Raw genomic sequence first — 23,204 nt, 5'->3', positions numbered from 1 at the left:
CTCCTAACCATTGGCCATCTTGGCCGCCTCATGAACATTTACAGTAACAAGACGTGAAACACCTGCTTCATGCATGGTCACCCCCATCAACTGCTCCGACAACTCCATCGTACTCTTATTATGGGTAATAAAAATAAACTGTACCCGCTCCGACATCTCTTTTACCAACTCACAAAAACGCCCCACATTGGCGTCATCCAACGGTGCATCTACCTCATCCAACATACAAAACGGCGAGGGGTTTAATTCGAAAAAGGCAAACACCAACGCCACTGCGGTCAAAGCTTTTTCACCGCCCGACAACAGATGAATGTTATTAACCCGCTTGCCTGGAGGTTGAGCGCGAATCGTGACCCCCGCCGTCAACAGATCATCGTCAGTCAATTCCAGATTTGCCTTACCTCCACCAAACAGGCGTGGGAAGAAGTGCTGCATTTTACGGTTAACTTGATCAAAGGTCTCTTTAAACCGGCTGCGCGTTTCACGATCCATTTTAGCAATGGCGGTCTCCAAGGTCAGCAGCGCCTCATTAATATCATCATATTGGCTCTGCATATGCTCTTTACGCTGCAATTGCTCTTCGTATTCATCAATGGCCGCTAAGTTAATCGCCCCCAAACGCTGAATTTTTTGCGCCATCTGCTCGACATTAGGCTGCCAGATCTTAACCGATGCCGACACATCTAATTCTTGCAGTAACCATTCAAGGCTAAAATTGGTCTCAGCCAACTGCTCCAACAGTGTACCGCAGCGCACTTTACTCTCCTGTACGGCCAAACTCTCCTGTTGCACGCGCTCGCGTACCTCGTTAACAACCTGCTCCACTTCCAGACGCTGCTTCTCTTGCTGTTGCTGGCGGGTTTCAATCTCAGCACGCAAATTCTGTGCATCACTCAGACGTTTTTCAATGCCAACACGGTCGGCCAAATAACGCTCCAACTCGCGCTGCAACTGATCCACCGGTTGCTCTTCAACACTCAACTGTTGCTGCAACGTTTCACGTCGCTCACTCAACTGCAACAGCTGAGCCTGAGCTCGTTGCCCACTCTGTTCTGCCGCCGCCAACGCGCTGCGATTGGATTCCAGACGCAGTGCCAAAACATGTTCGGCCTCGGTCAATTCCCGTGCCTGTTGACGCAGTTCATTCAGTTGCGAATTCAACTCATCTTGTTGCAAACGCAGTGCCTCACCCTCATCGGCCATCACTTCGCTCTGCTGCAACGCCTCATGATAACGCTGCTCTGCAATCTGCAACGCCTCCTGATCGCTCTCCAATTGCACCTGTATCTCTTCTGCCTCTTCACCCAACCGCTGCCAACGCTGGCTCAGTTGCTCACGACGCAAGCGTGCGCTGTCGAGATGGCGATGCGCCTCACCGATCTCACGCTGATTCTGATTGACGCTTTGGCGCAGCTCTTCCAACTGCTGCTCTTGCTCCTGCACAGCGGACAAAGTGGCTTCCAGTTGATCTTCAAGCTGCTCAATCTGTTCCACCAACAGCGCTTGATCGGCACTCAAGGTTTTAATCTCTTGCCCACGCACCAACACACCGCTGTTTTTATCCTCGTCTTGTTTGATCCGCAGCCAGTTGGATCCCAGCCAAATGCCCTCTGGGGTAATTACAGATTCATGCTGCTGTAACTGCAACCTCATTTGCAACGCAGATGGCAAGTCATCGGCCACATAAACTGAAGCCAACAAGCTCTCAAGATTCTCTTCACTGCGCACCTTGCTCAGCAGCGTTTTTGTACTGCTCAACACCGGAGCAGAGCTGCCGCGCTCCAGCAACAGCAACGAACCGTGCTCCAGACTCTCTAACAGAGGAGCCACTGGACCCAGCTGATCGACACAGACCGCTTCTAAATGATCCGCCAGCACCGTTTCTACCGCCTGCTGCCAGCCCTCATCCACCTCCAACTGCTGCGCCAGACGAGGACGATCGGCTAAATTTTGCCCTTCCAACCAGCTCACCACATTTTGTTCTTGCTGGCCAAGTGCAGCCTGTTGCAACGCTTCCAAAGAGGCCAAACGACCGCTCTGCTTCTGTTGACGCTGACGCAACTGATTCAATTCATTCTCTTGTTCGCGACGCAGCAACTGGTTGTCGTTCAAAGACTTTTGCACGCCTTCCAACTGCTGCTCCGCCTCTTGCAACTGCGCTTCGCCGCTCAATTGCTGCTCTTGCCACTGCTCAATCTCGCTATCCAGTTCGCTGCCATCGAGGTGAGCCTGCTCCCCTTCCAGACGTTCGCGGCGCTGCTGATGGCGCTGGACTTGGGCTTCCAGCTGATCCATACGCGAGCGTTCGCCGTGAGCGATCCGAAGCGGTTCGGCACTGCGTTGGCTGTAGTCGTGCCACTGCTGCTGCCACGCCTCCATCGCTTCTTCCGCCGTCTGCAACTGATCTGCCTGCATCTCTTGCTGCATCAACAGCTCTTCTTGCGCCGGTTCATCTTGCAAGCGCTGCTCGTTCAGTTGTTCCAACTGCATCTGCTCGCTGGCGATGTGCTCTTCAAGCTCTTGCCACAGACCCAAAACCTGCTGAAGTTCACGTTCCGCCTTAGAACGACTCTCACGCAGATGTTGAATGCTCTGTTCAACTCGGCTGATCTCACCACCGAGCTGATAAAATTTAGCCTGAATGGCATTAAACGCATCGTTGGCTTCGCTGTAACGCTGCCGATCCGCTTCAATATGACGTTCAATGGAACGCTGCTGGGCAATGCTCGCTTCCAGTTCGGTCTCTAAAGCCGACTGACGACCCTGCTTCTGTTCCAACTCCTGATTTAGATCGCGATAACGCAGCGCCAACAACTCCGCTTTGAGACGACGCTCTTCCTCTTTTAAGGTTTTAAAGCGACGGGCCGTGGCCGCTTGGCGTTTCAGACGTTCGAGCTGTTTCTCCAATTCTTCGCGTAGATCGTCAAGACGCTCTAGATTTTCACGGGTGTGGCGAATGCGGTTTTCTGTTTCACGGCGGCGTTCTTTGTATTTGGAAATGCCTGCGGCCTCTTCCAGATAAACTCGCAGCTCTTCCGGTTTGGCTTCAATCAGACGATTCACCATCCCCTGCTCGATAATGGCGTAGCTGCGCGGTCCCAGACCGGTACCGAGAAAAATATCGGTGATGTCACGGCGACGACAACGGCTGTTATTGAGAAAATATTGCGATTGGCCTTCGCGAGTGATGCGCCGTTTCAAAGCAATTTCACTGTAACTGGCGTACTCGCCCCCTAAGGTGCCGTCGCTGTTATCAAACACCAGCTCCACCGAAGCTTGCCCCACCGGCTTACGCGCCGAGGAGCCGGTGAAGATCACATCGTCCATCGACGCGCCACGCAAATGTTTGGCTGAAGACTCTCCCATCACCCAACGCACCGCATCAATGACATTGGATTTACCACAGCCATTGGGGCCGACAATGCCAATCAAGTTACTGGGGATGTGAATGGTGGTCGGATCAACAAAAGATTTGAAGCCCGCTAATTTGATTTTACTCAGACGCATATTATGGTTCGATGGCTACTCAGAAGAATGCTTAGATCGTGTCGCGCAGCCTAACCAAGCTGTTGAGAAATTTCCAGTGGAATCAAACCCTTTTTCCCAAATCAGCCTCCCTAACACGAGACTCAACTGACAACCCTGCCTAAATAGCCCCATCGAAGGGTGCTATACTCGCCGGTTTTTTACAGCAGGAGCCGACCATCATGTCCACTCAGCCCACTCATTCATTGGAAACCTTTCCCAACCCAAGAGGCGAACGCGACTACACCATTCGCATGAACATTCCTGAGTTCACCTGCGTCTGTCCCAAAACCGGCCAACCGGATTTTGCGACCTTTTTTGCTGGAATACGTTCCTGCTAAAGAGTGCGTTGAGCTGAAATCCCTCAAACTCTATCTCTGGACGTTCCGCGAAGAGGGGCATTTCCACGAAGACGTTACCAATCGCATTCTGGATGATCTGGTCAAAGCCTGTCAGCCGTCTTTTATGCGTTTAACCGGTAAGTTTAATATCCGTGGCGGCATCAATACCGATGTGGTGGTTGAACATCGTGCTGAGGATTGGGTTGCTCCGCTCAAGGTTGAGTTGCCTTAAAATAATAAGCACAAGAACAAGTGCAAACCCATATCAATTTAGGACAAAACAGACCAAACGGCTTATAATACTCCCCTATGGCCAGACAAAAAAAAGAAACCCAGATCCAGCGGTAGCACCATCGCCCTCAACAAGAAGGCGACGCATGACTACTTTATCGAAGACCGTTACGAGGCGGGACTCTCCCTGCAAGGCTGGGAGGTCAAAAGCCTGCGTGATGGGCGCGTGCAACTGAGTGAAAGTTACGTCTTTGTGCGCGACGGTGAGGTCTCGCTCATCGGCTGCCACATCTCACCCCTGCTCTCCGCCTCCACCCACATCCACCCCGCACCGATGCGCGCGCGTAAACTGCTGCTGAATCGCTCTGAGATCAATAAACTCAGCAGCGCCGTGGATCGCAAGGGCTTTACCGTCGTGCCTTTGGCGCTCTACTGGAAACACGGTCGCGCCAAGCTGGAGATCGGCTTGGCCAAAGGTCGCAAAGACCACGACAAACGGGCGCTGATCAAAGATCGAGACTGGCAACGGGACAAACAACGCCTGATGCGAGATCGAGGATGAGCCGTTTTTGGAGCCAAATCGTCTCCAAGCTCACCCCCTACGTACCGGGTGAGCAGCCCAAAACCGAACAGCTGATCAAACTCAACACCAATGAAAACCCCTATCCGCCCTCGCCCAAGGTGCTGGCGGCACTGACACAAGAGGCCAGCGAACAACTGCGCCTCTACCCCGACCCCAACGCCGATGCCCTAAAACAGACCTTGGCTGACTACCACCAGCTTTCCCCAGATCAGGTGTTTGTTGGCAACGGTTCCGATGAGGTGCTGGCGCACACCTTTCAAGCTCTATTAAAACAAGACAAACCGCTGCTCTATCCCGAGATCAGTTACAGTTTTTATCCCGTTTACTGCGGTCTTTATGAAGTCAATGCGGAAAAAATACCGCTGAATGACAAGTTGGAGATTGACCTAGAAGACTACCGCATCGACAACGGCGGTATTATTTTCCCCAATCCCAACGCCCCCACCGGTCAACTGTTGCCGCTGGATCAGATTCGCCAACTGCTGGAGTTCAACCGCAATTCCGTGGTGGTGGTTGATGAAGCCTACATCGACTTCGGTGGCCAATCCGCCGCCAGCTTGGTCAATGACTACCCTAATTTATTGGTGATTCAGACCTTCTCCAAATCTCGCTCACTGGCCGGTCTACGGGTCGGTTTTGCCTTGGGTCATCGGGATCTGGTCAACGGACTGGAGCGGGTTAAAAACAGCTTCAACTCCTACCCACTGGATCGTTTCGCTCAAGCGGGTGCAGTAGCCGCTCTGCACGATCAACGTTACTTTGAACAGAGCTGCCAGAAAATAATCGACTCTCGCCAATGGCTGCAACAACAATTGGAAGATCTAGGGTTTAACGTGCTGCCATCGAGTGCTAACTTTCTCTTTGTCAGCCACCCCGAGAAAGACGCTGAGCAGATCAGCCAAAGCCTACGCGAACAAAGCATCATTGTGCGCCACTTCAAACAACCCGCTGAGATCAGCCAATATCTGCGCATCACCGTTGGTACACAACAAGAGTGTGAACAGTTAATTGCATGCATGAAAACCCTTTAAAAAAATATTGGCAATTCTGGATTGATCGTGGCGGCACCTTTACGGACATCATCGCCCAAACCCCACAGGGCGAGCTAATCAGCCACAAACTGCTGTCGGAAAACCCCAAAGCCTACGAGGATGCTGCCCTGCACGGCATTCGCCAACTGATGCAGTTGGGTGACAACACCCCCCTGCCCACCGAGCAGATCGAAGCGGTCAAAATGGGCACCACCGTGGCCACCAACGCCCTGTTGGAGCGCAAAGGAGAGCCAACGCTGCTGGCCATCACCGTCGGCTTTCGAGACGCGCTGAAAATCTCCTATCAATCGCGCCCCGATCTGTTTGCGCTCAACATCCAGCGCCCTGAAATGCTCTACTCCGAGGTGATTGAAATCAGTGAACGCCGTGCCACCGACGGAGCTCTGGTCACACCGCTTGACCTCCAGCAAAGCCGTCAGCAGTTGCAAGCGGCCTTTGCTCACGGCCTGCGTTCCGTGGCCATCGTCTTGATGTTTGCTTACCGCTACCCCGAACAGGAACAGATCTTGGGCGAAATGGCCAAAGAGATCGGTTTCACTCAGATTTCCCTCAGCCACCAAGCCAGCCCGCTGATCAAATTGGTCAGCCGTGGTGATACCACCGTGGTGGATGCCTATCTGTCTCCCATTTTGCGCCGTTATGTCCGTCGCATTGAAAACGCATTGAAACAGACCCAACTGCTCTTTATGCAGTCCAACGGCGGTCTGACAGAAGCGCACCGTTTTCAGGGTAAAGACGCGCTGCTCTCCGGCCCTGCGGGTGGCGTAATCGGCATGATCCAGACCGCCCACAAAGCCGGTTTTAAAAAATTGATCGGCTTTGATATGGGCGGCACCTCCACCGATGTCTGTCACTACCACGGCGAGCTGGAACGCGCGTTTGAGACCGAAGTGGCGGGCGTTCGATTGCGCGCGCCAATGATGCAGATCCACACCGTGGCCGCAGGAGGGGGGTCGATAGTGCACTTTGATGGCGCACGGCTGCGCGTCGGCCCCGACTCCGCCGGAGCCAACCCAGGGCCTGCGGCCTATCGCAACGGCGGGCCGTTGACCATCACCGACTGCAATTTGCTGCTGGGCAAACTGCAAGCCGAGTTTTTCCCGCAGATCTTTGGAGCCGAGCAGAACCAAGCCCTTGATTTGGAAATCGTACACAATAAATTCCAACAACTGAGCCAGCAAATCGAAACCCAAAGTGGCAGCCACTTTACCCCCATCGAACTGGCCAAGGGCTTTCTTGCCATCGCGGTGGAGAACATGGCCAACGCGATCAAAAAAATCTCCGTACAACGCGGTTACGATCTAAGCGACTACACCCTCTGCTGTTTTGGTGGCGCTGGAGGGCAGCACGCCTGTTTGGTTGCCGATGCGCTGGGGATCAAACGCATCTATCTGCACCCCTTTGCTGGAATGCTCTCCGCCTACGGCATGGGATTGGCAGAACAGCGCCAGATGCGCCAAAAAGCGATTGAACAACCGCTCTCAGAAAATTTACTTGGCAACCTCAACGAAAATTTTTCCCAACTGCGCCAAGCAGCGTTTGATGAGTTAAAACCCAAACCCAACGCCCCGCTGCAAGAGCGTCGTCAACTTCATCTGCACTACCAAGGCTCCGACACTCGCCTACTGCTGCCGCTGGATAATTTGGCGACGTTACAGCACACATTTGAGCAGCAGCACCAGCAGCAGTTCGGCTTTATCAACCCTAACAAACCCTTGGTGGTGGAAGCCATCCAGTTGGAACTGATCCTAATCAATGAGACCCGCACGCAACCATCTAAGGTCAGCGAACCCGAGCCAATAAAAAACCAACGCAATGCCAAAGTGCACTTTGTCGAGCACCGTCACAACACACCGATTTTACAACGTGAGCAACTCTCTCTAAAAAGCCCATTCAATGGCCCCCGCACTGATTCTGGAGCAAGGAGCCACCACCGTACTGGAACCCGACTGGCACGCCAGCCGTACCGACCAGAACGATCTGATTTTAAAGCGTGTCAAAGCACGGCCCAAACGCCACGCCATTGGCACTCAGGTCAATCCGGTCATGTTAGAAATTTTTAATAACCTTTTTATGGCCATCGCCGAACAGATGGGTTCGGTGCTGGAAAAAACCGCCCACTCGGTCAACATCAAAGAACGGCTTGATTTTTCCTGCGCGCTGTTTGACCAGCAAGGCGAACTAATCGCCAACGCCCCCCCATGTGCCGGTACATCTTGGCTCTATGAGCGAAAGCATCCGTTGTGTGATGCGTGACAACGCCGGAACGATGCGCGCAGGTGACAGCTACCTGCTCAATAACCCCTACAACGGCGGTACTCATCTGCCCGACATCACCTTGGTAAAACCGGTCTTTCTGCCCGCTGCCACAGAGCCGCTGTTTTACGTCGCCGCTCGTGGCCATCACGCCGACATCGGCGGCATCAGCCCTGGTTCCATGCCGCCCAACAGCCAACATTTAGATCAAGAGGGCATTTTGCTCGATAACATCAAAGCGGTCTCTGAGGGTACCTTTCAGGAAAAGACACTGCGCGAGCTGCTCAGCGCAGATAAACACCCTGCGCGCAACATTGAACAAAACTTAGCCGATTTTCAGGCGCAAATTGCCGCCTGTGAAAAAGGCCAGCACGAGCTGTTAAAGATGAGTGAGCAGTTTGGCCTAGAAACCGTGCAAGCCTACATGCAGCATGTGCAAGACAACGCCGAAGAGTCGGTACGGCGGGTACTGGACATACTGCACGAAGGCCACTTTTGCCAAAAACTGGATGACGGCACAAAAATCCAAGTGACCCTTCGGCTCAACAAAACAGAGCGCAGCGCGCAGATCGACTTCAGCGGCAGCAGCCCCCAGCACCCGGGCAATATGAACGCCCCCACGGCCATCACCACCGCTGCGGTGCTCTACGTCTTTCGCTGTCTGGTCAAAGAGCCGATCCCGCTCAACGCCGGGTGCCTTAAACCGCTGGAAATTTTAATCCCCGACGACTGCCTACTCAATCCCCGCTACCCAGCGGCAGTAGTGGCGGGCAATGTGGAGACCTCGCAGGCGATTGTGGATGCCCTGTTTGGCGCGCTGGGGGTCGTGGCGGCCTCGCAAGGCACGATGAACAACCTCACCTTCGGCAACCAAAAATACCAATATTACGAAACCCTCTGCGGTGGCAGCGGTGCAGGCCCCAATTTTGACGGCTGCGATGCGGTGCAGACCCACATGACCAACTCCCGCCTCACCGATCCCGAAGTGCTGGAATCGCGCTACCCCGTGCGCTTAGAACGCTTTGAAATTCGCCCCAACTCGGGCGGCCAAGGCGAGCACCGAGGCGGCAACGGTGTGGTGCGACAACTGCGCTTTTTAGAGCCGATGAGCGTCGCCATTTTAGCCAATCGGCGCATCGAAGCGCCTTACGGTTTGGCCGGTGGGGGCAATGGCGAGGTGGGGGAAACGTGGGTAGAACGTGCGGATGGAACACGAGTTGATTTGAGCAGCCAAGATCAGGTTGATCTGAAGGCCGGGGATTGTTTGATTTTGGCAACCCCCGGTGGGGGTGGCTTTGGGAAGAGGAAAAAACAAGCTTCGTAACAATCCAATAAAACCGATTCCGATTGATGCCCCTCTTCCCGATGTTGGGTTACGCCCTATGGGCTAAAACCCAACCTACTTTAAATGCGTAATCCTCTCCAGCAACGGAGCAAACTCTTTCAAGCTCTCGCCAGCTTTGCCACCAAAGGCAAAACTCAAAAACTCCACATTCAAAGTCGCCACATACGTGCGTCCGTCTTTTTTGCGATAGACCGCAATCGAGCAAGGCAACAACACCGACAGCACTTTATAACGATCCTCTTTTAGCAACGCTGCGCCCAACTTAGGGTCACAGGCCGTCAATAGACCGTTAGCCCCAATATCAATGCCCGTCAGCATTTTATACTGCTGACGGCGATCCGCTTGCCACTCTTTCGGCACATCCAAACCCGCTTCAATGGCGTTCGCCTCAATCATCGACAAGGTACGTTCAAAGGGCAACGGGCTTTTAAATTCATTCACCAACAACATAGGTAAAAATGCTTTGGCCAGAAAAACCGAGCTGATCAAACCCAAAACAAACGCAACCAATAAGGTCGTTAAACTCTGTTTCTGCACAATATTTTTCATTTATTGACTCCAGTTGAGGTTAAATACCATTAATCCGTAATCTGCTGCATTCCGTAAAGCAATTCAATCTCTTGCGCCCAAATCGTATCATCAACGGTCTCCAAAACCATCGGAATATCAGCAAAACGAGCGTCATTCATAATGTAACGAAACACCTCTAAACCCAATTTACCGCTCTCCAATGAATCATGGCGATCCACTCTTGAACCCAAATCGGGTTTGGAGCCGTTCAAATGCATACCGCGCAGATACTCAAAACCCACCAAACGCTCAAACTCGGCAAAAGTGGCTTCACAATTTTCCTCTGTGCGCAGATCGTAACCGGCGGTAAAGGTGTGACAGGTATCCAAACACACCCCTACGCGACTCTTATCTTCCACTTTGTCGATGATGTGTGCCAAATGTTCAAAACGATAACCTAAGTTGCTGCCCTGCCCAGCGGTATTTTCAATCACCGCCGTCACCCCTTGGCTCCACTGCAACGTGATGTTGATCGACTCGGCCACCTTATCCAAACTCTCTTCCGCGCTGATCTTACGCAAATGAGAACCCGGGTGAAAATTAAGCAATGACAGACCCAACTGTTCACAACGCTGCATCTCATCCAGAAAGGCGGCACGGGATTTTTCCAATGGCTCTTGTTCTGGATGCCCCAAATTAATCAAATAACTGTCGTGAGGCAACACCTGATTGGGCTGGATGTCAGCCAAGGTTAAATTCTGTTTAAACTCGGCAATGGCCTCATCCGTCAGTGGCTTAGCGCGCCATTGACGCTGATTTTTGGTGAACAGAGCAAAGGCCTTGGCACCGATTTTTTTGGCGTTCAGAGGTGCATTTTGCACCCCGCCTGCCGCACTGACGTGCGCTCCGATGTAATGCATCTAATTCACCCAACGCCGAGCGTTGCGGAACATGCGCAACCACGGCCCCTCTTCACCCCACTCTTTTGGGTGCCACGAATGCTGCACCGTACGGAATACCCGCTCAGGGTGCGGCATCATAATGGTCACACGACCGTCGTCGCTGGTCAGGCCGGTAATGCCCTCAGGAGAGCCGTTGGGGTTAGCCGGATAACTCGAGGCCGGATTGCCTTGGTTGTCCAGATAACGCAGCGCCAACTGCGCGGCGTTTTTATCCGTCTCGCTGTCAAACAGCGCCCGACCCTCACCGTGCGCCACCGCAATGGAGAGCTGCGAACCGGCCATGCCCTGCAAAAACAGCGACGGCGATTCCAAAATCTCCACCCGACTGAACCGCGCTTCAAACTGCTCAGAACGGTTGCGGACAAAACGCGGCCAATGCTGCGCCCCTGGGATCAAACTTTTCAGCTGCGACAACATCTGACAGCCGTTACAGACCCCCAAAGAAAAACTATCATGGCGTTGGAAAAAGCGCTCAAACTGCTCACGCGCCCGCTCATTAAAGAGCACCGATTTCGCCCAACCGCCCCCTGCGCCCAGTACATCGCCATAAGAGAAACCACCGCACGCCACCAAGCCATTAACGTCCACCAGCGAGACACGACCTTCAATCAAATCGCTCATATGCACATCAATGGCATCAAAACCAGCACGATCAAAGGCCGCCGCCATCTCAACCTGACCATTAACCCCCTGCTCGCGCAAAATCGCCACCCGAGGACGAGCACCGCTCAAATAGGCTGCCGTCACATCTTGACGTGGATCAAAGCTCAAACGCACCGACTGGCCAACATCTTCAGTAGACTGCTCGGAAAAAGCCTCTTTAGCGCAATCAGGGTTGTCACGCAGCAACTGCATCTGATAACTGGTCTCTGACCAGATGGACTGCAACTCGGCACGTTTAGCATGGAACAGGGTCTCTTGAGCATTGAGCAAACGGATCTCATCACACTCATTCAGAGTGCCAATGGAGTGCACACACGCCTGCAAACCGGCCTCGCCAATCAGCTCCATGACCCGTGCAACGTTGTGCTCCGCTACTTGAAGAACCGCCCCCAGTTCTTCATTAAACAGGCTGGCCAAAACGTCTTTGCCCAACATGGAAACATCCACATCCAATCCCGTATGACCAGCAAACGCCATTTCACATAAGGTCACAAACAGACCCCCATCCGAACGATCATGATAAGCCAACAACAGGCCATTGCGGTTCAACCGTTGGATCAGGGCAAAAAAGGCTTTGAATTGTTTGGCGCTTTCCAAATCGGGCGTTTCATCGCCCACCTGTTTATACACCTGCGCCAAGGCTGAACCGCCCAAACGGCTTTTACCCAGCCCAAGATCCAATAAAATAAGTTCGCTCTCCACCGCCTCACGCTGCAATTGCGGCGTCAAGGTGACACGCACGTCTTCTACTGGAGCAAAAGCCGTGATCACCAAAGAGAGCGGACCTATCACAGCCCGATCTTCCCCCTCGTGCTGCCAAACGGTTTTCATCGAGAGTGAATCTTTGCCCACCGGAATGGCGATGCCCAGCTCGGGACACAGCTCCTCACCCACCGCTTTAACCGTATCAAACAGAGCCGCATCTTCACCAGCATGACCCGCTGCGGCCATCCAGTTGGCCGACAATTTAACGTCACCCAAGGACTCAATGGAACTGGCGGCCAAATTGCTCAACGCCTCAGCGATGGCCATGCGACCGGAGGCGGCTGGGTTGATCAACGCCAGAGGGGAACGCTCTCCCATCGCCATCGCCTCACCGTAATAGCCTTCATAATCATTGCAAGTCACGGCGACATCCGCCACCGGCACCTGCCACGGGCCAACCATTTGATCGCGGCAAACCATGCCAGTAATGGAACGATCCCCAATGGTGATCAAAAAAGACTTACTCGCCACAGCGGGCAGACGCAACACCCGCTGCACCGCATCACTCAGATCGATCTTACTGGTATCAAAGGCGGTGTGTTTCACCACTCGATGTACCACGTTACGGGTCATCTTCGGTGCTTTTCCCAGCAGCACCTCCATGGGAATATCAACCGCGTTATTGCCAAAGTGACGGTCTTTCACCACCAACTGCTGTTCTTGAGTAGCGCGCCCCAACACCGCATACGGGCAGCGTTCTCGCTCACACAGTTCAACAAAAGAAGCTAGACGCTGATCGCTGACCGCCATCACATAACGCTCTTGGGATTCATTGCACCAGATGGCCATTGGCGACATGCCCGGTTCATCGTTTGGCACTTTACGCAACTCGAACGTCCCCCCACGCCCCGCGTCATTAACCAATTCAGGCACGGCGTTGGAAAGCCCGCCAGCACCGATGTCATGAATGGAAATAATGGGGTTATTTTCCCCTTGGGCAGTGCAACGATCAATCACCTCTTGGCAACGACGTTCCATTTCAGGGTTGCCGCGCTGCACCGAGGCAAAGTCCAGATCCTCGGCACTGGCACCGCTGTCCATACTGGACGCCGCGCCCCCCCCCAGACCGATCAGCATTGCCGGACCACCCAACACAATGATGTTGGCTCTGGGTGGAATATCGCCTTTTTCCACATGATTAGGACGAATGCCACCCAAACCACCGGCAATCATGATCGGCTTATGGTAACCACGCAGCTCCTCTTCGCCGTTTTCACCGGCAGGCACTTTCTCTTCAAAAGTACGAAAATAACCGGTCAAGTTCGGGCGACCAAACTCGTTGTTAAACGCCGCTGCGCCCAAAGGCCCCTCCAGCATCACCTCCAATGAGGAGACAATGCGTTCTGGTTTGCCGTGGTCTTTCTCCCAAGGCTGTTCAAAATCAGGAATACGCAAATTAGAAACAGAAAAACCACACAGACCTGCTTTGGGTTTTGAGCCGATGCCCGTTGCCCCTTCATCGCGGATCTCGCCACCTGAACCGGTAGCCGCTCCAGCAAAAGGTGAGATTGCCGTGGGGTGATTGTGGGTTTCAACCTTGATCTGAATCGGCATCGCCTCTTCAACCGCCGCGTACAGCCCACCGTCATCGTCTTGTGGGAAAAACCGCTTACCCCAGTTACCACGAATCACTGCTGCGTTGTCTTTGTAAGCCGACAAGACACCTTCAGGCGCGTGTTTGTGGGTGTTGCGAATCATGGAAAACAGGGTTTTTTCTTGCACTTCACCATCCACCACCCAATCGGCATTGAAGATCTTATGCCGACAATGTTCCGAGTTGGCTTGGGCAAACATCATCAACTCCACATCCGTGGGGTTGCGCTGCATGGCCTGAAAGTTCACCAACAAGTAATCTATTTCATCGTCTGACAACGCCAAACCCAGCAAGCGATTGGCTTGCTCTAACGCACCACGCCCAGAGGACAAAATATTAATGCGGTTCAATGGCGCTGGAGTGGCGTGTTCAAACAGCTGCTCTGCTGCATCCAAACTCGGCCACACCTGCTCCGTCATGCGGTCGTGTAACAGGCTGTGTAGCTCACCGAGCTCCTCAGCAGTGAGTGGCTCATCACCACTAGAAAAGCGATAAACCACGCCGCGCTCAATGCGCTGAATCGTCTTTAAACCACAGTTATGCACAATGTCCGTCGCTTTTGATGACCAAGGCGAGATGGTGCCTTGGCGAGGTGTGACCAGCAACAAGCTACCGCCTTCTTCCTCTGAAGGCTGCTCAGAAACTTCACCGTAATCGAGCAGTTGATTCAGACGTTGGCGATCCTCAGCGGAAAATGCACCGACCACTTCAGCCAAATGAACAAAATGTACATCAAGTGCCATAACAGCAGGCAAACGGGTTTGAACTTCGGCCAACAACTGTTGCAGACGGAATTGAGACAAGGCGGCAGAGCCGTGTAAACAGAGCATGGTGATCCTCTAGCGGATAGAATGACGCAAAATAGTAGGAATAATAAAGCAAAGCGAGCCCAGATTACAGGCACAAAAAAACCACGTCCGAGCCAAGCTCACAACGTGGTTTACAGCTCAGAGAGCAAACATCTACTGCGGTTTAGACAACTTAGCGAAACGAGTCACCAACCAAGCTAAAAAAACCACGGAAAACGCCACGGTGAAAATCACCATAATGCCAGTAACACTACCAAAAAAAAGATCTGTCATTTCTATTTCCTCAAATTAAAACTTTAACGATTAATAAAAAGTCCACACAGGGAATAGTAGATTTGTCCAGCAAATCTGTCAAATACTCTGACAAAATATCTCCAGCAGAAACGGATCAAACTCAAATGAAAATGATTTTCAAATAAGCTATTGACACACCCCCATGACGCTATTAAGATTCGCGCCTCCAACGCAAGACGCATTCCCTGGTAGCTCAGTTGGTAGAGCGGATGACTGTTAATCATTAGGTCGGCGGTTCGAGCCCGTCCCAGGGAGCCAAATAAATCAAAGGCTTAGCTGATTCTTTCAGCTAGGCCTTTTTTGTATGTAGAATAGGCTCTTAATGAATTTTTATATAACGACAATTTCTCTTGAGCCTCTCCCCCTGTGAGGGCGTAGCCAATACCCTAGCGCCATGAACATCTTCCCCATCCACCCCGACGATGAAAACACCCCCTTTCCGGCCAGCGATTGGGCCTTGGACGACCCCAATGGTCTGTTGGCATTTGGTGCTCAACTGACCCCAAAGCGGCTGTTAATGGCCTATCGCAACGGCATTTTTCCTTGGTACAACCCAGGAGAGCCAATTCTCTGGTGGTCGCCCGATCCACGCTGCGTACTCTGGCCTGAGCACATCCACATCTCACGCAGTCTGCTAAAACTGCTGAAAAAACAGCCCTTTGAACTGCGTAAAAACAGCGCCTTTGCCGAGGTGATGCAGGCCTGCTCCGAACCTCGCCTTGATGAACCAGGCACTTGGATCAGCGCCGATATGAAAGCCGCTTACCTTAAAATGCACCAGTTGGGTTACGCCCAATCCATCGAATGCTGGCAAGAGGGCAAATTGGTCGGCGGTCTCTACGGCATTCAACTCGGCGCTGTTTTTTTTGGTGAATCCATGTTCAGCCGCGTTGCCAACGCCTCCAAAGTCGCCTTGGTTGATTTGGCGCAAAACCACGGCGTGGATCTGATCGACGGTCAAGTCTCCTCTCCGCATCTGCACACCCTTGGCGCGATTAATATTTCTCGCAATGCTTTTTTAGCTCACCTTGAGCGGCTCATTCCCAACCCCTAAAACAACAAATCACGGTGGCCGTTTTTTGACTCAGAATGCGCTTCAGTAAAAAACCCACGCCATCCTCTTGATTTACAAGCAACAAGAAAAAACAGAGTATTGGCATACCTCTCGCTTAACTTAAAACTAAACCTAATATTACTGAGCCTGAGGTTATGAACTCACACAACAAACGACAAGAACCTTCTGTTTTCAAAAAAAACAGCCCTTTGCTGATCAATACACCGTTACCGCCCGCCCGCCTTGTTTCGACACAAAAGGGGCTCACCTCTAATCTAAATCAGCAACTGTTTAAAACGTTGGACATTGAAGCTCAACTGACTATTTTTTCTAAAACAATCCAACAGAAGGTGCCTCACAGCGCCCTTCGCTATCAAAACAGCACACTAAAGCTGGATCTGATTTTTGGAAAAAGTGCAGCGCATCACCAAGAATTTAAGCTCCATATTGATGGCAACGATCTGGGCTGTATCGGCATCAGCCGCAAAAAAACCTTTTTCGCCACAGAGATTGAACAGATCGAAGCCTCTCTTGATCAGCTGCTCTTCCCTCTGCGCAACGCCGTTCTCTACCGACAAGCGTTGCAATACGCTTTTTATGATGCCCTCACCGGAACCCACAACCGTTTGGGCATGGATCAGATGCTGCCCAGAGAGATTCAACTGGCGCAACGCCACCAAACGCCCATCTCTCTGCTCATTGTTGATCTGGATCGGTTTAAACGGGTCAACGACACACTCGGCCATCAAGCAGGCGATGCGCTGCTCTGTGAATTAACCACGGTATTTAGACGTTATTTAAGAAAAACCGATCTTATTTTCCGTTACGGTGGCGATGAATTTGTCATCGCCCTCAACAACACCGACCAAAAGGGCGCGAACATTGTCGCCACGCGCATTCAACAAGGCATCGCCACAACGCCCTTCAACTTCAAAGGCATGGAGATCAACATCAGTGTCAGCATTGGCTTGACCGAAATCCAGCCCGATGACAGCCTCGACAGCGCCTTTTGCCGTGCAGACGAAGCGCTCTACCAAGCCAAGCGCCAAGGCCGAAACACCGTCGTTCCGCTGCAAAAAGAGTTGGCTTCAAAGCTGGTATCTACACCCTAAGTGGACTAGAATGGTTCTTCCTGTTTTGGGGACGACCTGGCTTCGACGTGGGTTACAAAACCGGAGGTGCATGTCGAGGAGCGAATCACCTCGTAAATCCAATCGCACATTATATAGTTGCCAACGACGACAACTACGCACTAGCAGCTTAATTTAAGCATGCTTATCTGGGACTGCCATGCTTGTGCGGCGTGTCCCAGAGCACAGCTCACAAGCTCGTGGAGAAGCACGTCTCGGGCCGATCCATTAAAACCTTAAGAGAATCGTCAATTTTTGGCCTGTCCGTCGGCCATTAAACGACTAAACCTAAAGACGTGACTAAGCATGTAGGACCAAAGGCAGAGGATTTGCGGACGCGGGTTCGATCAATAAAGGGTCGCCTTTAGTCGTAAGATTAAAGTGAAAACGGGGCTCACATCGGAGAAACCTGTCGGCATCAACAGATGTCATGGCAACGCCGAGGGGTAGGAAGAGGGCTAACCTCAGGCCTGCCCTGTAGAGACTTATAGACTCGCTGATCTCATTTTTATGAGTGAGCGAGCACTAGGATTAACTGGAAAACTAGCCAGTTAATAATACGCTCCGCCCCATCACTCAAGCGTAAGCAAGAGGATGGGTGAAGGCATAGTCCAGACCGCTACGAAAGTAGTGGATTCACTGTCCCGCCGTCTCCACCAGATAGGATCCCGACTCGGTTTTTAACCCAGTCGGGATTTTTTTTTGCCCAAAAATTGAGCAGAAAAACCTATACTTGAGATATGACCCATTACAAAAAAACCAATCAACTCTCTTCAGAAGATGCCGCTTATATTGCCGGTCTGATTGATGGCGAAGGCACCATTACCCTCTCCCACCGACACAGCAATGAAAACCGTCATCTGATGGTCAGCGTCAGCAATACTGAAAAACCAGCTTTAACCTTCTGTCTAGAAAAAATTGGCACAGGTAAAATCACCAATAAACGTACCGCTAAACAGCATCACACTCCCAGTCTTACCTACTCTTGTAGTGTCCTGAATATACCGATCATTTATGATAAGCTCTATTCTACTAGGTTTCAGGGGGTTAACAATGAATTCAGCCATCACCATTCAGCTTACTGCTGAAGAACAATACTTCGGACAGTTTTAAACCTGAATAGCCCCATACTCACTCAGCTCATGGTAAACCGCCTCGACTTTTTGACAAGATCTCTCCAAACCTAACTTGTCAAAAAGTATTTTCATCAAATATTGATTGAATTTCTTGCGTCGCCACGAGGCAATCGAAATCACCGAAGGCTCAGGGTTGTTTTTGTCCTTACGGTCTTCCAGCTTCAATAAATTCAGTGCGGTGAACGAGGCATTAATATGAGTTTGAATGGCCTCTGGGCAACGCGCTTGGCAATCCATTAAACCCGTATGTTGCTTGGCTTCACGAAACAAAAATTCAATCTGAAAACGAGCGGTGTAATATTCGACAATCTTTTCTGGAGCCAACTCCGAATCCGTAGAAAACAGCAGAGCCGAACGGACTTTTGTCTTCTGCTCCCATCGCAGCAGCACCACACGGATTTTCCGTTTGAAACAACACGAGTGAACCACGGCGCTGTAAATCGATACCCCCTTATCCATTACGCCACACGCATCAAAACGGGACAGCTCCGTTTGGAAATTGACTTTACCATCGTACGTTTTAGGACGTCCTTTGCCACCGTATTCGCCCTCAAAATACCAGCTTAGGTTGGCATCTGAACGCAGCTTTCCAATCAGGTGTAAGTCATCTGAACAGACCGCATCGACAAACTTCACCTTGCTGTAGTAGGCGTCTGCGGTAAGGTAGCGAATGCCTTGCGCTTGAAGATCACAGGCAAGGTCACAAACCTGTTTCGCGTAGCAGTCCACTCGGCTCTCACCCTCTTTCTGTTCCGAGTCCAACGTTTGGCGAGCCTCCAGCGCGTAAGCGGTTCGACTTTGAAGATCAATTCGGCAAACCAACGACAACTCCAATCCCACCATGGCTTGCCCCAAAGCGCCGTTGTAAAACCAACCCAACCCTGCTGTTTTCTGACCACTTTTTTCATAAAGCTGGCATCAATGGCGGCAATTTGATCGTGCTTTTGTGGCAGCTCTTTTTGAAGTAGGCGTCTGTTGAATTGTGCAAAATCAAATGAACGTCGAAACCAACGCGACAGACGTTTTTCATGCAACGAACTGTAACGACTCAAATTACGAAAAGTGGCTTTCCCTTGAAAAACCATCAATGCGGAAAACAGAGCTGAGAGAAAAAGACGTTGTGGTTTTTTAACACTGGACATGGAGAGTAAAACCGATTCTACTATGGATTCCACGGGCGGCCTTCTTTGATTGTCGTTTTTTGAGAACTCTATTTTCTCAGAATCCGCCTGTGGTTCCTATCTTTTTCTCTCTAAAACTGTCCGAAGTATTGGAAGAAAAAGTCGCTCTTGAAAAGAATATTCGAGGACGAAAAACAGCCGTTCGGCTAGCAGAGCGATCAAAAATCATCCTCCTGTCAGCAGAGGGTTTTTCTAATATTGAAATTTCTAAACATCTTGATGTCGGTGCTCATACGGTTGGCCGTTGGAGAAATCGTTATGCCAAATTTGGATATATTGGAATAGCAAAAGAACGCCCTCGTGGAGGTAATCATGGAGGAAAAAAACAGAGGAGCAAGCAAAATTACGTTCAGAGATTATTCGTATGACCACACAATTAAAACCAGAGGGAGCGACACACTGGTCAACACGCACCTTGGCTAAAGTATTGAAAACCACGCACAGTTTTGTGAATCGTGTATGGCAAGAGAGTGGACTGAAACCCCATCTTACAAAGGGTTTTAAAGTCAGTAATGATCCAAAATTTGAAGAGAAATTGGTTGATGTTGTGGGTCTCTATTTATCGCCCCCTGAGAATGCGGTGGTTTTTTGTGTTGATGAAAAGTCCTCTATACAAGCATTAGATCGTACTCAACCTGGTTTACCCCTGAAAAAGGGACGGGCTGGAACCATGACTCATGATTATAAACGTCATGGTACCAGTACTTTATTTGCCGCATTAGATGTTGCCAGTGGAAAAGTGATTGGAGAGTGCAAGTCACGACACCGCCATCAAGAGTTTTTGTCATTTTTAAAAACCGTTGAGAAACAAGTGGAGCAAGAGTTGGATTTGCATATCATTGTTGATAATTATGGGACTCATAAGCACGAAAAGGTAAGGAAATGGTTAGCGCGTAATAAGAGAGTTGCTTTGCATTTTATTCCAACCAGTTCCTCATGGCTTAATTTAGTGGAACGTTTTTTGGGTTGCTCACGCAAAAACAATTAAAGCGTGGTATTTTTACTTCAGTCAATGACCTAGAGGAAAAGATTCGACAATTTATTGATCATCATAATAAGGAACCAAAACCTTTTGTCTGGACTAAAAGTGCTGAGCATATTCTGGAAAAAGTGGGTCGTGCTAGAGCAGCACTAGGCAAATGATCGGTATATTCAGGACACTACACTCTGTTAGCAATAGGCAGGCTCTCGATTTGCTTGAACAGATCACCCCTTACCTTCTGACTTACAAGAAAAAGCGGGCGGAATTAGTCTTAAAGGATTACATCCGACTCACACCCAGAAACGGGCGGTATACAGATGAAATGTTCGAAGCACGGCAACGGTTTGTGAAGAAATTTTTGACGACCAAAGCCATTTTTTAGTTGAAAGTAGAAACACAGACTCATCGTAAATTGGGGTGAAAATCCCAACAGAAAACAGCACCATCCCAATTTTTTCACCCCAAATCCACTTTTAAATAACCACCATCAGCCCACAGCTTCCACCACCTTGCCCCCGCCGTAATTAATCAGGCTTTTTAATGGTCCTATTTTTCAATCTGGGATGAATTTAAGCTGTTGGATTGCTATTTCAGCACTATTTTCTGAGAGAGTTTTTCAGACATCAATAGTTCAAGGGTCTTAAGAATGTCCAGACCACGTTTATCACAGATAAACTGACCATCTTTAAAATCATAATGCCAACCACCACCTGGCTCTGCCAACCAAAGTTGTTGGTTCACACTTTGGCTATTGAGAATATATTGTTGATTATCATCAAAGACAATGACTAACTTGCCGTCACTTATTTCAAGCTCAATATCCAAATCGAGCTCTTCTAGAGTCTCATCAATTTTATTCAATATATCATCTATACATTGTAGATATTCTGAGTTATCCATTAATCCTCCCTTGTAAATTTAAAATGAAGACTTATTGTACAGCACCACCAGATCAGCACTGTATTTTTCTCTTTTTCGTTTGTTTTATAGGTTTACTGAATTTATTTTTTAAGAATATGACGGTGCTGCGGATAACCGGCGCTCCGTTGAAAATTTATTTTCATAAGGTTCGTCCGGTTCAGGCGCTGATGGACTGCGCGCAGCGACGGCCAGCAAGGGGATGGACATCCGCAGAACCGATGCAGTAGGCGCGGAGCGCCTGCTGCATCGCTTTTGTCAGCTGTAGACAAAAGTGGCGCGTCTTTTTGCGAAAGCAAAAAGCGTGAAACTTTTGGCTATCAGCTGGACAAACTTGTTAGGGCACGGCAGCATGTAACAATTCACCGATTTCTACAGCAGAAACATTTGCCAGTTCTTTTGGTTCCATTTTATACATTCCACCACCATACACGCGACCTTCATCAAGCATGGCTTTACCGGTAATTTTGTTCAACGCTTCAAGTAGCTGTTCATTCAAGTCTGGATTCAGTTCAATTTCTTTTTCCAGATGGGGCTTGGGGTAAAGTATCAAATATGAATTAGCCACAATCGCTTTTGACCTATTCAGAACAAAACGGAAAGGTTTTTTCCCTTCCTTATCTGAACGACCTATATACGTGCAATAAAAGCGGCTTTCAGCGCGATTTTCTTGTGAATACCAAATCTTACGATTTTTACACAAATACCGTTCAGATACGCCTGACTGAACACCGCTTTCAAGGTAGTCGTAAAGTTTAGGATAATTGCGTTTTACTTCATCAAGTGGAAGTTTGCAGTCCAGAACGAACAATTGATTTTCAATTTCTGGATAACCGTTTTCATCAGATTTAACTTCAGTCACATTAAGGTAGCGCGGACTTGGTAAGATAGGGCGAAATTGTTCAAGTGCGAGACCCCGATTTTTAATTTGTTCGCGAGTAAGCACAAAAAACTTATTGTCACCAGTTGCAATACCACGCTTCACCGAAAAGAAATCATTCAATCTTGGATCATTGTTTTCTTTGCGTTCGCTAGAAAGCGGAAAGCGCGTCCATTTTTTTTCTTTTGCTAACACGGGAAGGCTAACGTCTTTTTCATGTGTTGGTTTATCGATTGTGCCGCCATACGTGAATTTTACCTTATGAGTTTTGCTAGGCTTTTTGTTTTTAAACCAAACAACAGCAGATGAAACAAGAGCATCATCAAATTGAACATCGCTAGGGTCAAACCGATGAATCTGAAAAAGAGTTACTTCATTCAACAAGTAGTTTTTAACAGCTTGACCATAATTAACATCCATGAATTCACTTGGTATTAGCCACCCAGCGATACCATTTTTCTTCATCCACGGGTGTGCAAGTGCCAAAAAGTGGCAGTACAGACCAGCCAAGCCAGACAACTTCATGTTAGCAGCTTCAAGTGCTTTAGCTTGAAGTCGTTCTTTTTGTCCGTTTATATGATGGTGGCGCACATAAGGCGGATTACAAATGATTAAATTATATTTTTCATCTTCACTTGGTGGTGGTTGCTTTGTGAAGTCTGCAAGTTGATAATTAAGGTCAGTTTCTTCCCATAGCTTTAAAGCTGGTTGTCCATAATGTTCGTCAATTTCAAATCCAGTCGCAGCTTCAATACGGGATTCAGGGAACACGCTATTCAACGCACTGTAAAATGAACCTGTACCAAACGCTGGATCAAGAAAACGAACTTTGCTACGCTTAGGGAGAATATTTTTTGCATGGATTAAAACATCATTTGCCAACATATTAGGCGTTGAAAATTGCCCCATGATATTACGTTCTTTTTGGGTCTTTTGCCTGTCAAGTTTCGCCTGTAACGTCTGACGCTGGTTTTCAAGCTGATCAACTTTCAT

General features: G+C 50.0%; 12 protein-coding genes, 1 tRNA gene, 1 other RNA gene and 4 pseudogenes. 10 read left to right on the top strand and 8 right to left on the bottom strand.

From position 1 onward, the window contains the following. Positions 1–3: 3 nt before the first annotated feature. On the bottom strand, positions 4–3,507 hold the full coding sequence (gene smc / locus Q9O24_00545) for a chromosome segregation protein SMC (protein ID MDQ7073667.1): 3,504 nt from the start codon (positions 3,505–3,507) through the stop codon (positions 4–6). A gap of 200 nt (positions 3,508–3,707) precedes the next feature. Here smc and queF point away from each other — a divergent pair. The 4 genes and pseudogenes from queF (at position 3,708) to Q9O24_00525 (ending at position 9,312) form a co-directional block, all read left to right on the top strand. Then, a pseudogene (gene queF / locus Q9O24_00540) lies at positions 3,708–4,098 on the top strand (preQ(1) synthase). Between the two features lie 96 nt (positions 4,099–4,194). Next, positions 4,195–4,659 (top strand): annotated as a pseudogene (gene smpB, locus Q9O24_00535) (SsrA-binding protein SmpB). After that, complete coding sequence (hisC, locus tag Q9O24_00530) at positions 4,656–5,711, top strand: histidinol-phosphate transaminase (GenBank protein ID MDQ7073666.1); 1,056 nt, start codon at positions 4,656–4,658, stop codon at positions 5,709–5,711. Before smpB ends, hisC begins: the two are co-directional and overlap by 4 nt. Next, positions 5,693–9,312 (top strand): annotated as a pseudogene (locus Q9O24_00525) (hydantoinase B/oxoprolinase family protein). The gene hisC and the pseudogene Q9O24_00525 overlap by 19 nt, the downstream one beginning before the upstream one ends. Positions 9,313–9,387: 75 nt before the next feature. Here the strand turns inward: Q9O24_00525 and Q9O24_00520 are convergent. The 3 genes from Q9O24_00520 to purL are packed head-to-tail and all read right to left on the bottom strand — an operon-like array spanning position 9,388 to position 14,657. Beyond that, positions 9,388–9,882: a DUF302 domain-containing protein gene (locus Q9O24_00520; protein MDQ7073665.1), complete on the bottom strand. Its 495-nt coding sequence runs from the start codon at positions 9,880–9,882 to the stop codon at positions 9,388–9,390. Positions 9,883–9,911: 29 nt separating this feature from the next. After that, on the bottom strand, positions 9,912–10,763 hold the full coding sequence (nfo, locus tag Q9O24_00515; GenBank protein MDQ7073664.1) for a deoxyribonuclease IV: 852 nt from the start codon (positions 10,761–10,763) through the stop codon (positions 9,912–9,914). Beyond that, complete coding sequence (purL, locus tag Q9O24_00510) at positions 10,764–14,657, bottom strand: phosphoribosylformylglycinamidine synthase (GenBank protein MDQ7073663.1); 3,894 nt, start codon at positions 14,655–14,657, stop codon at positions 10,764–10,766. Positions 14,658–15,112: 455 nt separating this feature from the next. On the opposite strand from purL, the gene Q9O24_00505 reads away from it, so the two are divergent. The 5 genes from Q9O24_00505 to Q9O24_00485 all read left to right on the top strand — a co-directional run bounded on the left by Q9O24_00505 (position 15,113) and on the right by Q9O24_00485 (position 18,202). Beyond that, positions 15,113–15,188 (top strand) — tRNA-Asn (locus Q9O24_00505). A 136-nt stretch (positions 15,189–15,324) separates the two neighbouring features. Then, positions 15,325–15,984 carry a leucyl/phenylalanyl-tRNA--protein transferase gene (aat, locus tag Q9O24_00500; GenBank protein MDQ7073662.1) on the top strand — a complete coding sequence of 220 codons (660 nt, stop codon included), beginning with the start codon at positions 15,325–15,327 and terminating at the stop codon, positions 15,982–15,984. Between the two features lie 155 nt (positions 15,985–16,139). Further along, complete coding sequence (locus Q9O24_00495; protein MDQ7073661.1) at positions 16,140–17,096, top strand: GGDEF domain-containing protein; 957 nt, start codon at positions 16,140–16,142, stop codon at positions 17,094–17,096. Between the two features lie 35 nt (positions 17,097–17,131). Continuing rightward, positions 17,132–17,464, top strand: a transfer-messenger RNA (tmRNA) gene (ssrA, locus tag Q9O24_00490). 390 nt (positions 17,465–17,854) lie between these two features. Then, positions 17,855–18,202 (top strand): hypothetical protein, encoded by a 348-nt coding sequence (locus tag Q9O24_00485; protein MDQ7073660.1) that lies wholly within the window; start codon positions 17,855–17,857, stop codon positions 18,200–18,202. A gap of 21 nt (positions 18,203–18,223) precedes the next feature. On the opposite strand, the gene Q9O24_00480 is transcribed toward Q9O24_00485, so the two are convergent. Both Q9O24_00480 and Q9O24_00475 read right to left on the bottom strand, forming a co-directional pair. Continuing rightward, positions 18,224–18,886 (bottom strand): transposase, encoded by a 663-nt coding sequence (locus tag Q9O24_00480; GenBank protein ID MDQ7073659.1) that lies wholly within the window; start codon positions 18,884–18,886, stop codon positions 18,224–18,226. Next, positions 18,883–19,425, bottom strand: coding sequence for a hypothetical protein (locus Q9O24_00475; GenBank protein MDQ7073658.1), 543 nt, complete (start codon positions 19,423–19,425; stop codon positions 18,883–18,885). Before Q9O24_00475 ends, Q9O24_00480 begins: the two co-directional genes overlap by 4 nt. A gap of 26 nt (positions 19,426–19,451) precedes the next feature. Between Q9O24_00475 and Q9O24_00470 the strand changes: the two are divergent. Then, a pseudogene (locus tag Q9O24_00470) lies at positions 19,452–20,574 on the top strand (IS630 family transposase). A 424-nt stretch (positions 20,575–20,998) separates the two neighbouring features. On the opposite strand, the gene cyaY reads toward Q9O24_00470, so the two are convergent. Further along, on the bottom strand, positions 20,999–21,313 hold the full coding sequence (cyaY, locus tag Q9O24_00465) for an iron donor protein CyaY (protein MDQ7073657.1): 315 nt from the start codon (positions 21,311–21,313) through the stop codon (positions 20,999–21,001). A 355-nt stretch (positions 21,314–21,668) separates the two neighbouring features. Next, the gene (locus tag Q9O24_00460; GenBank protein ID MDQ7073656.1) at positions 21,669–23,204 is read right to left on the bottom strand and encodes an Eco57I restriction-modification methylase domain-containing protein; all 1,536 of its coding nucleotides are present in this window, start codon (positions 23,202–23,204) and stop codon (positions 21,669–21,671) included.

This window comes from Gammaproteobacteria bacterium, assembly GCA_030949385.1.
GTDB lineage: Bacteria > Pseudomonadota > Gammaproteobacteria > JAUZRS01 > JAUZRS01 > JAUZRS01.
Note: the sequence above shows the minus strand (reverse complement) of the source record. Positions and strands in the feature narration are given on the sequence as shown.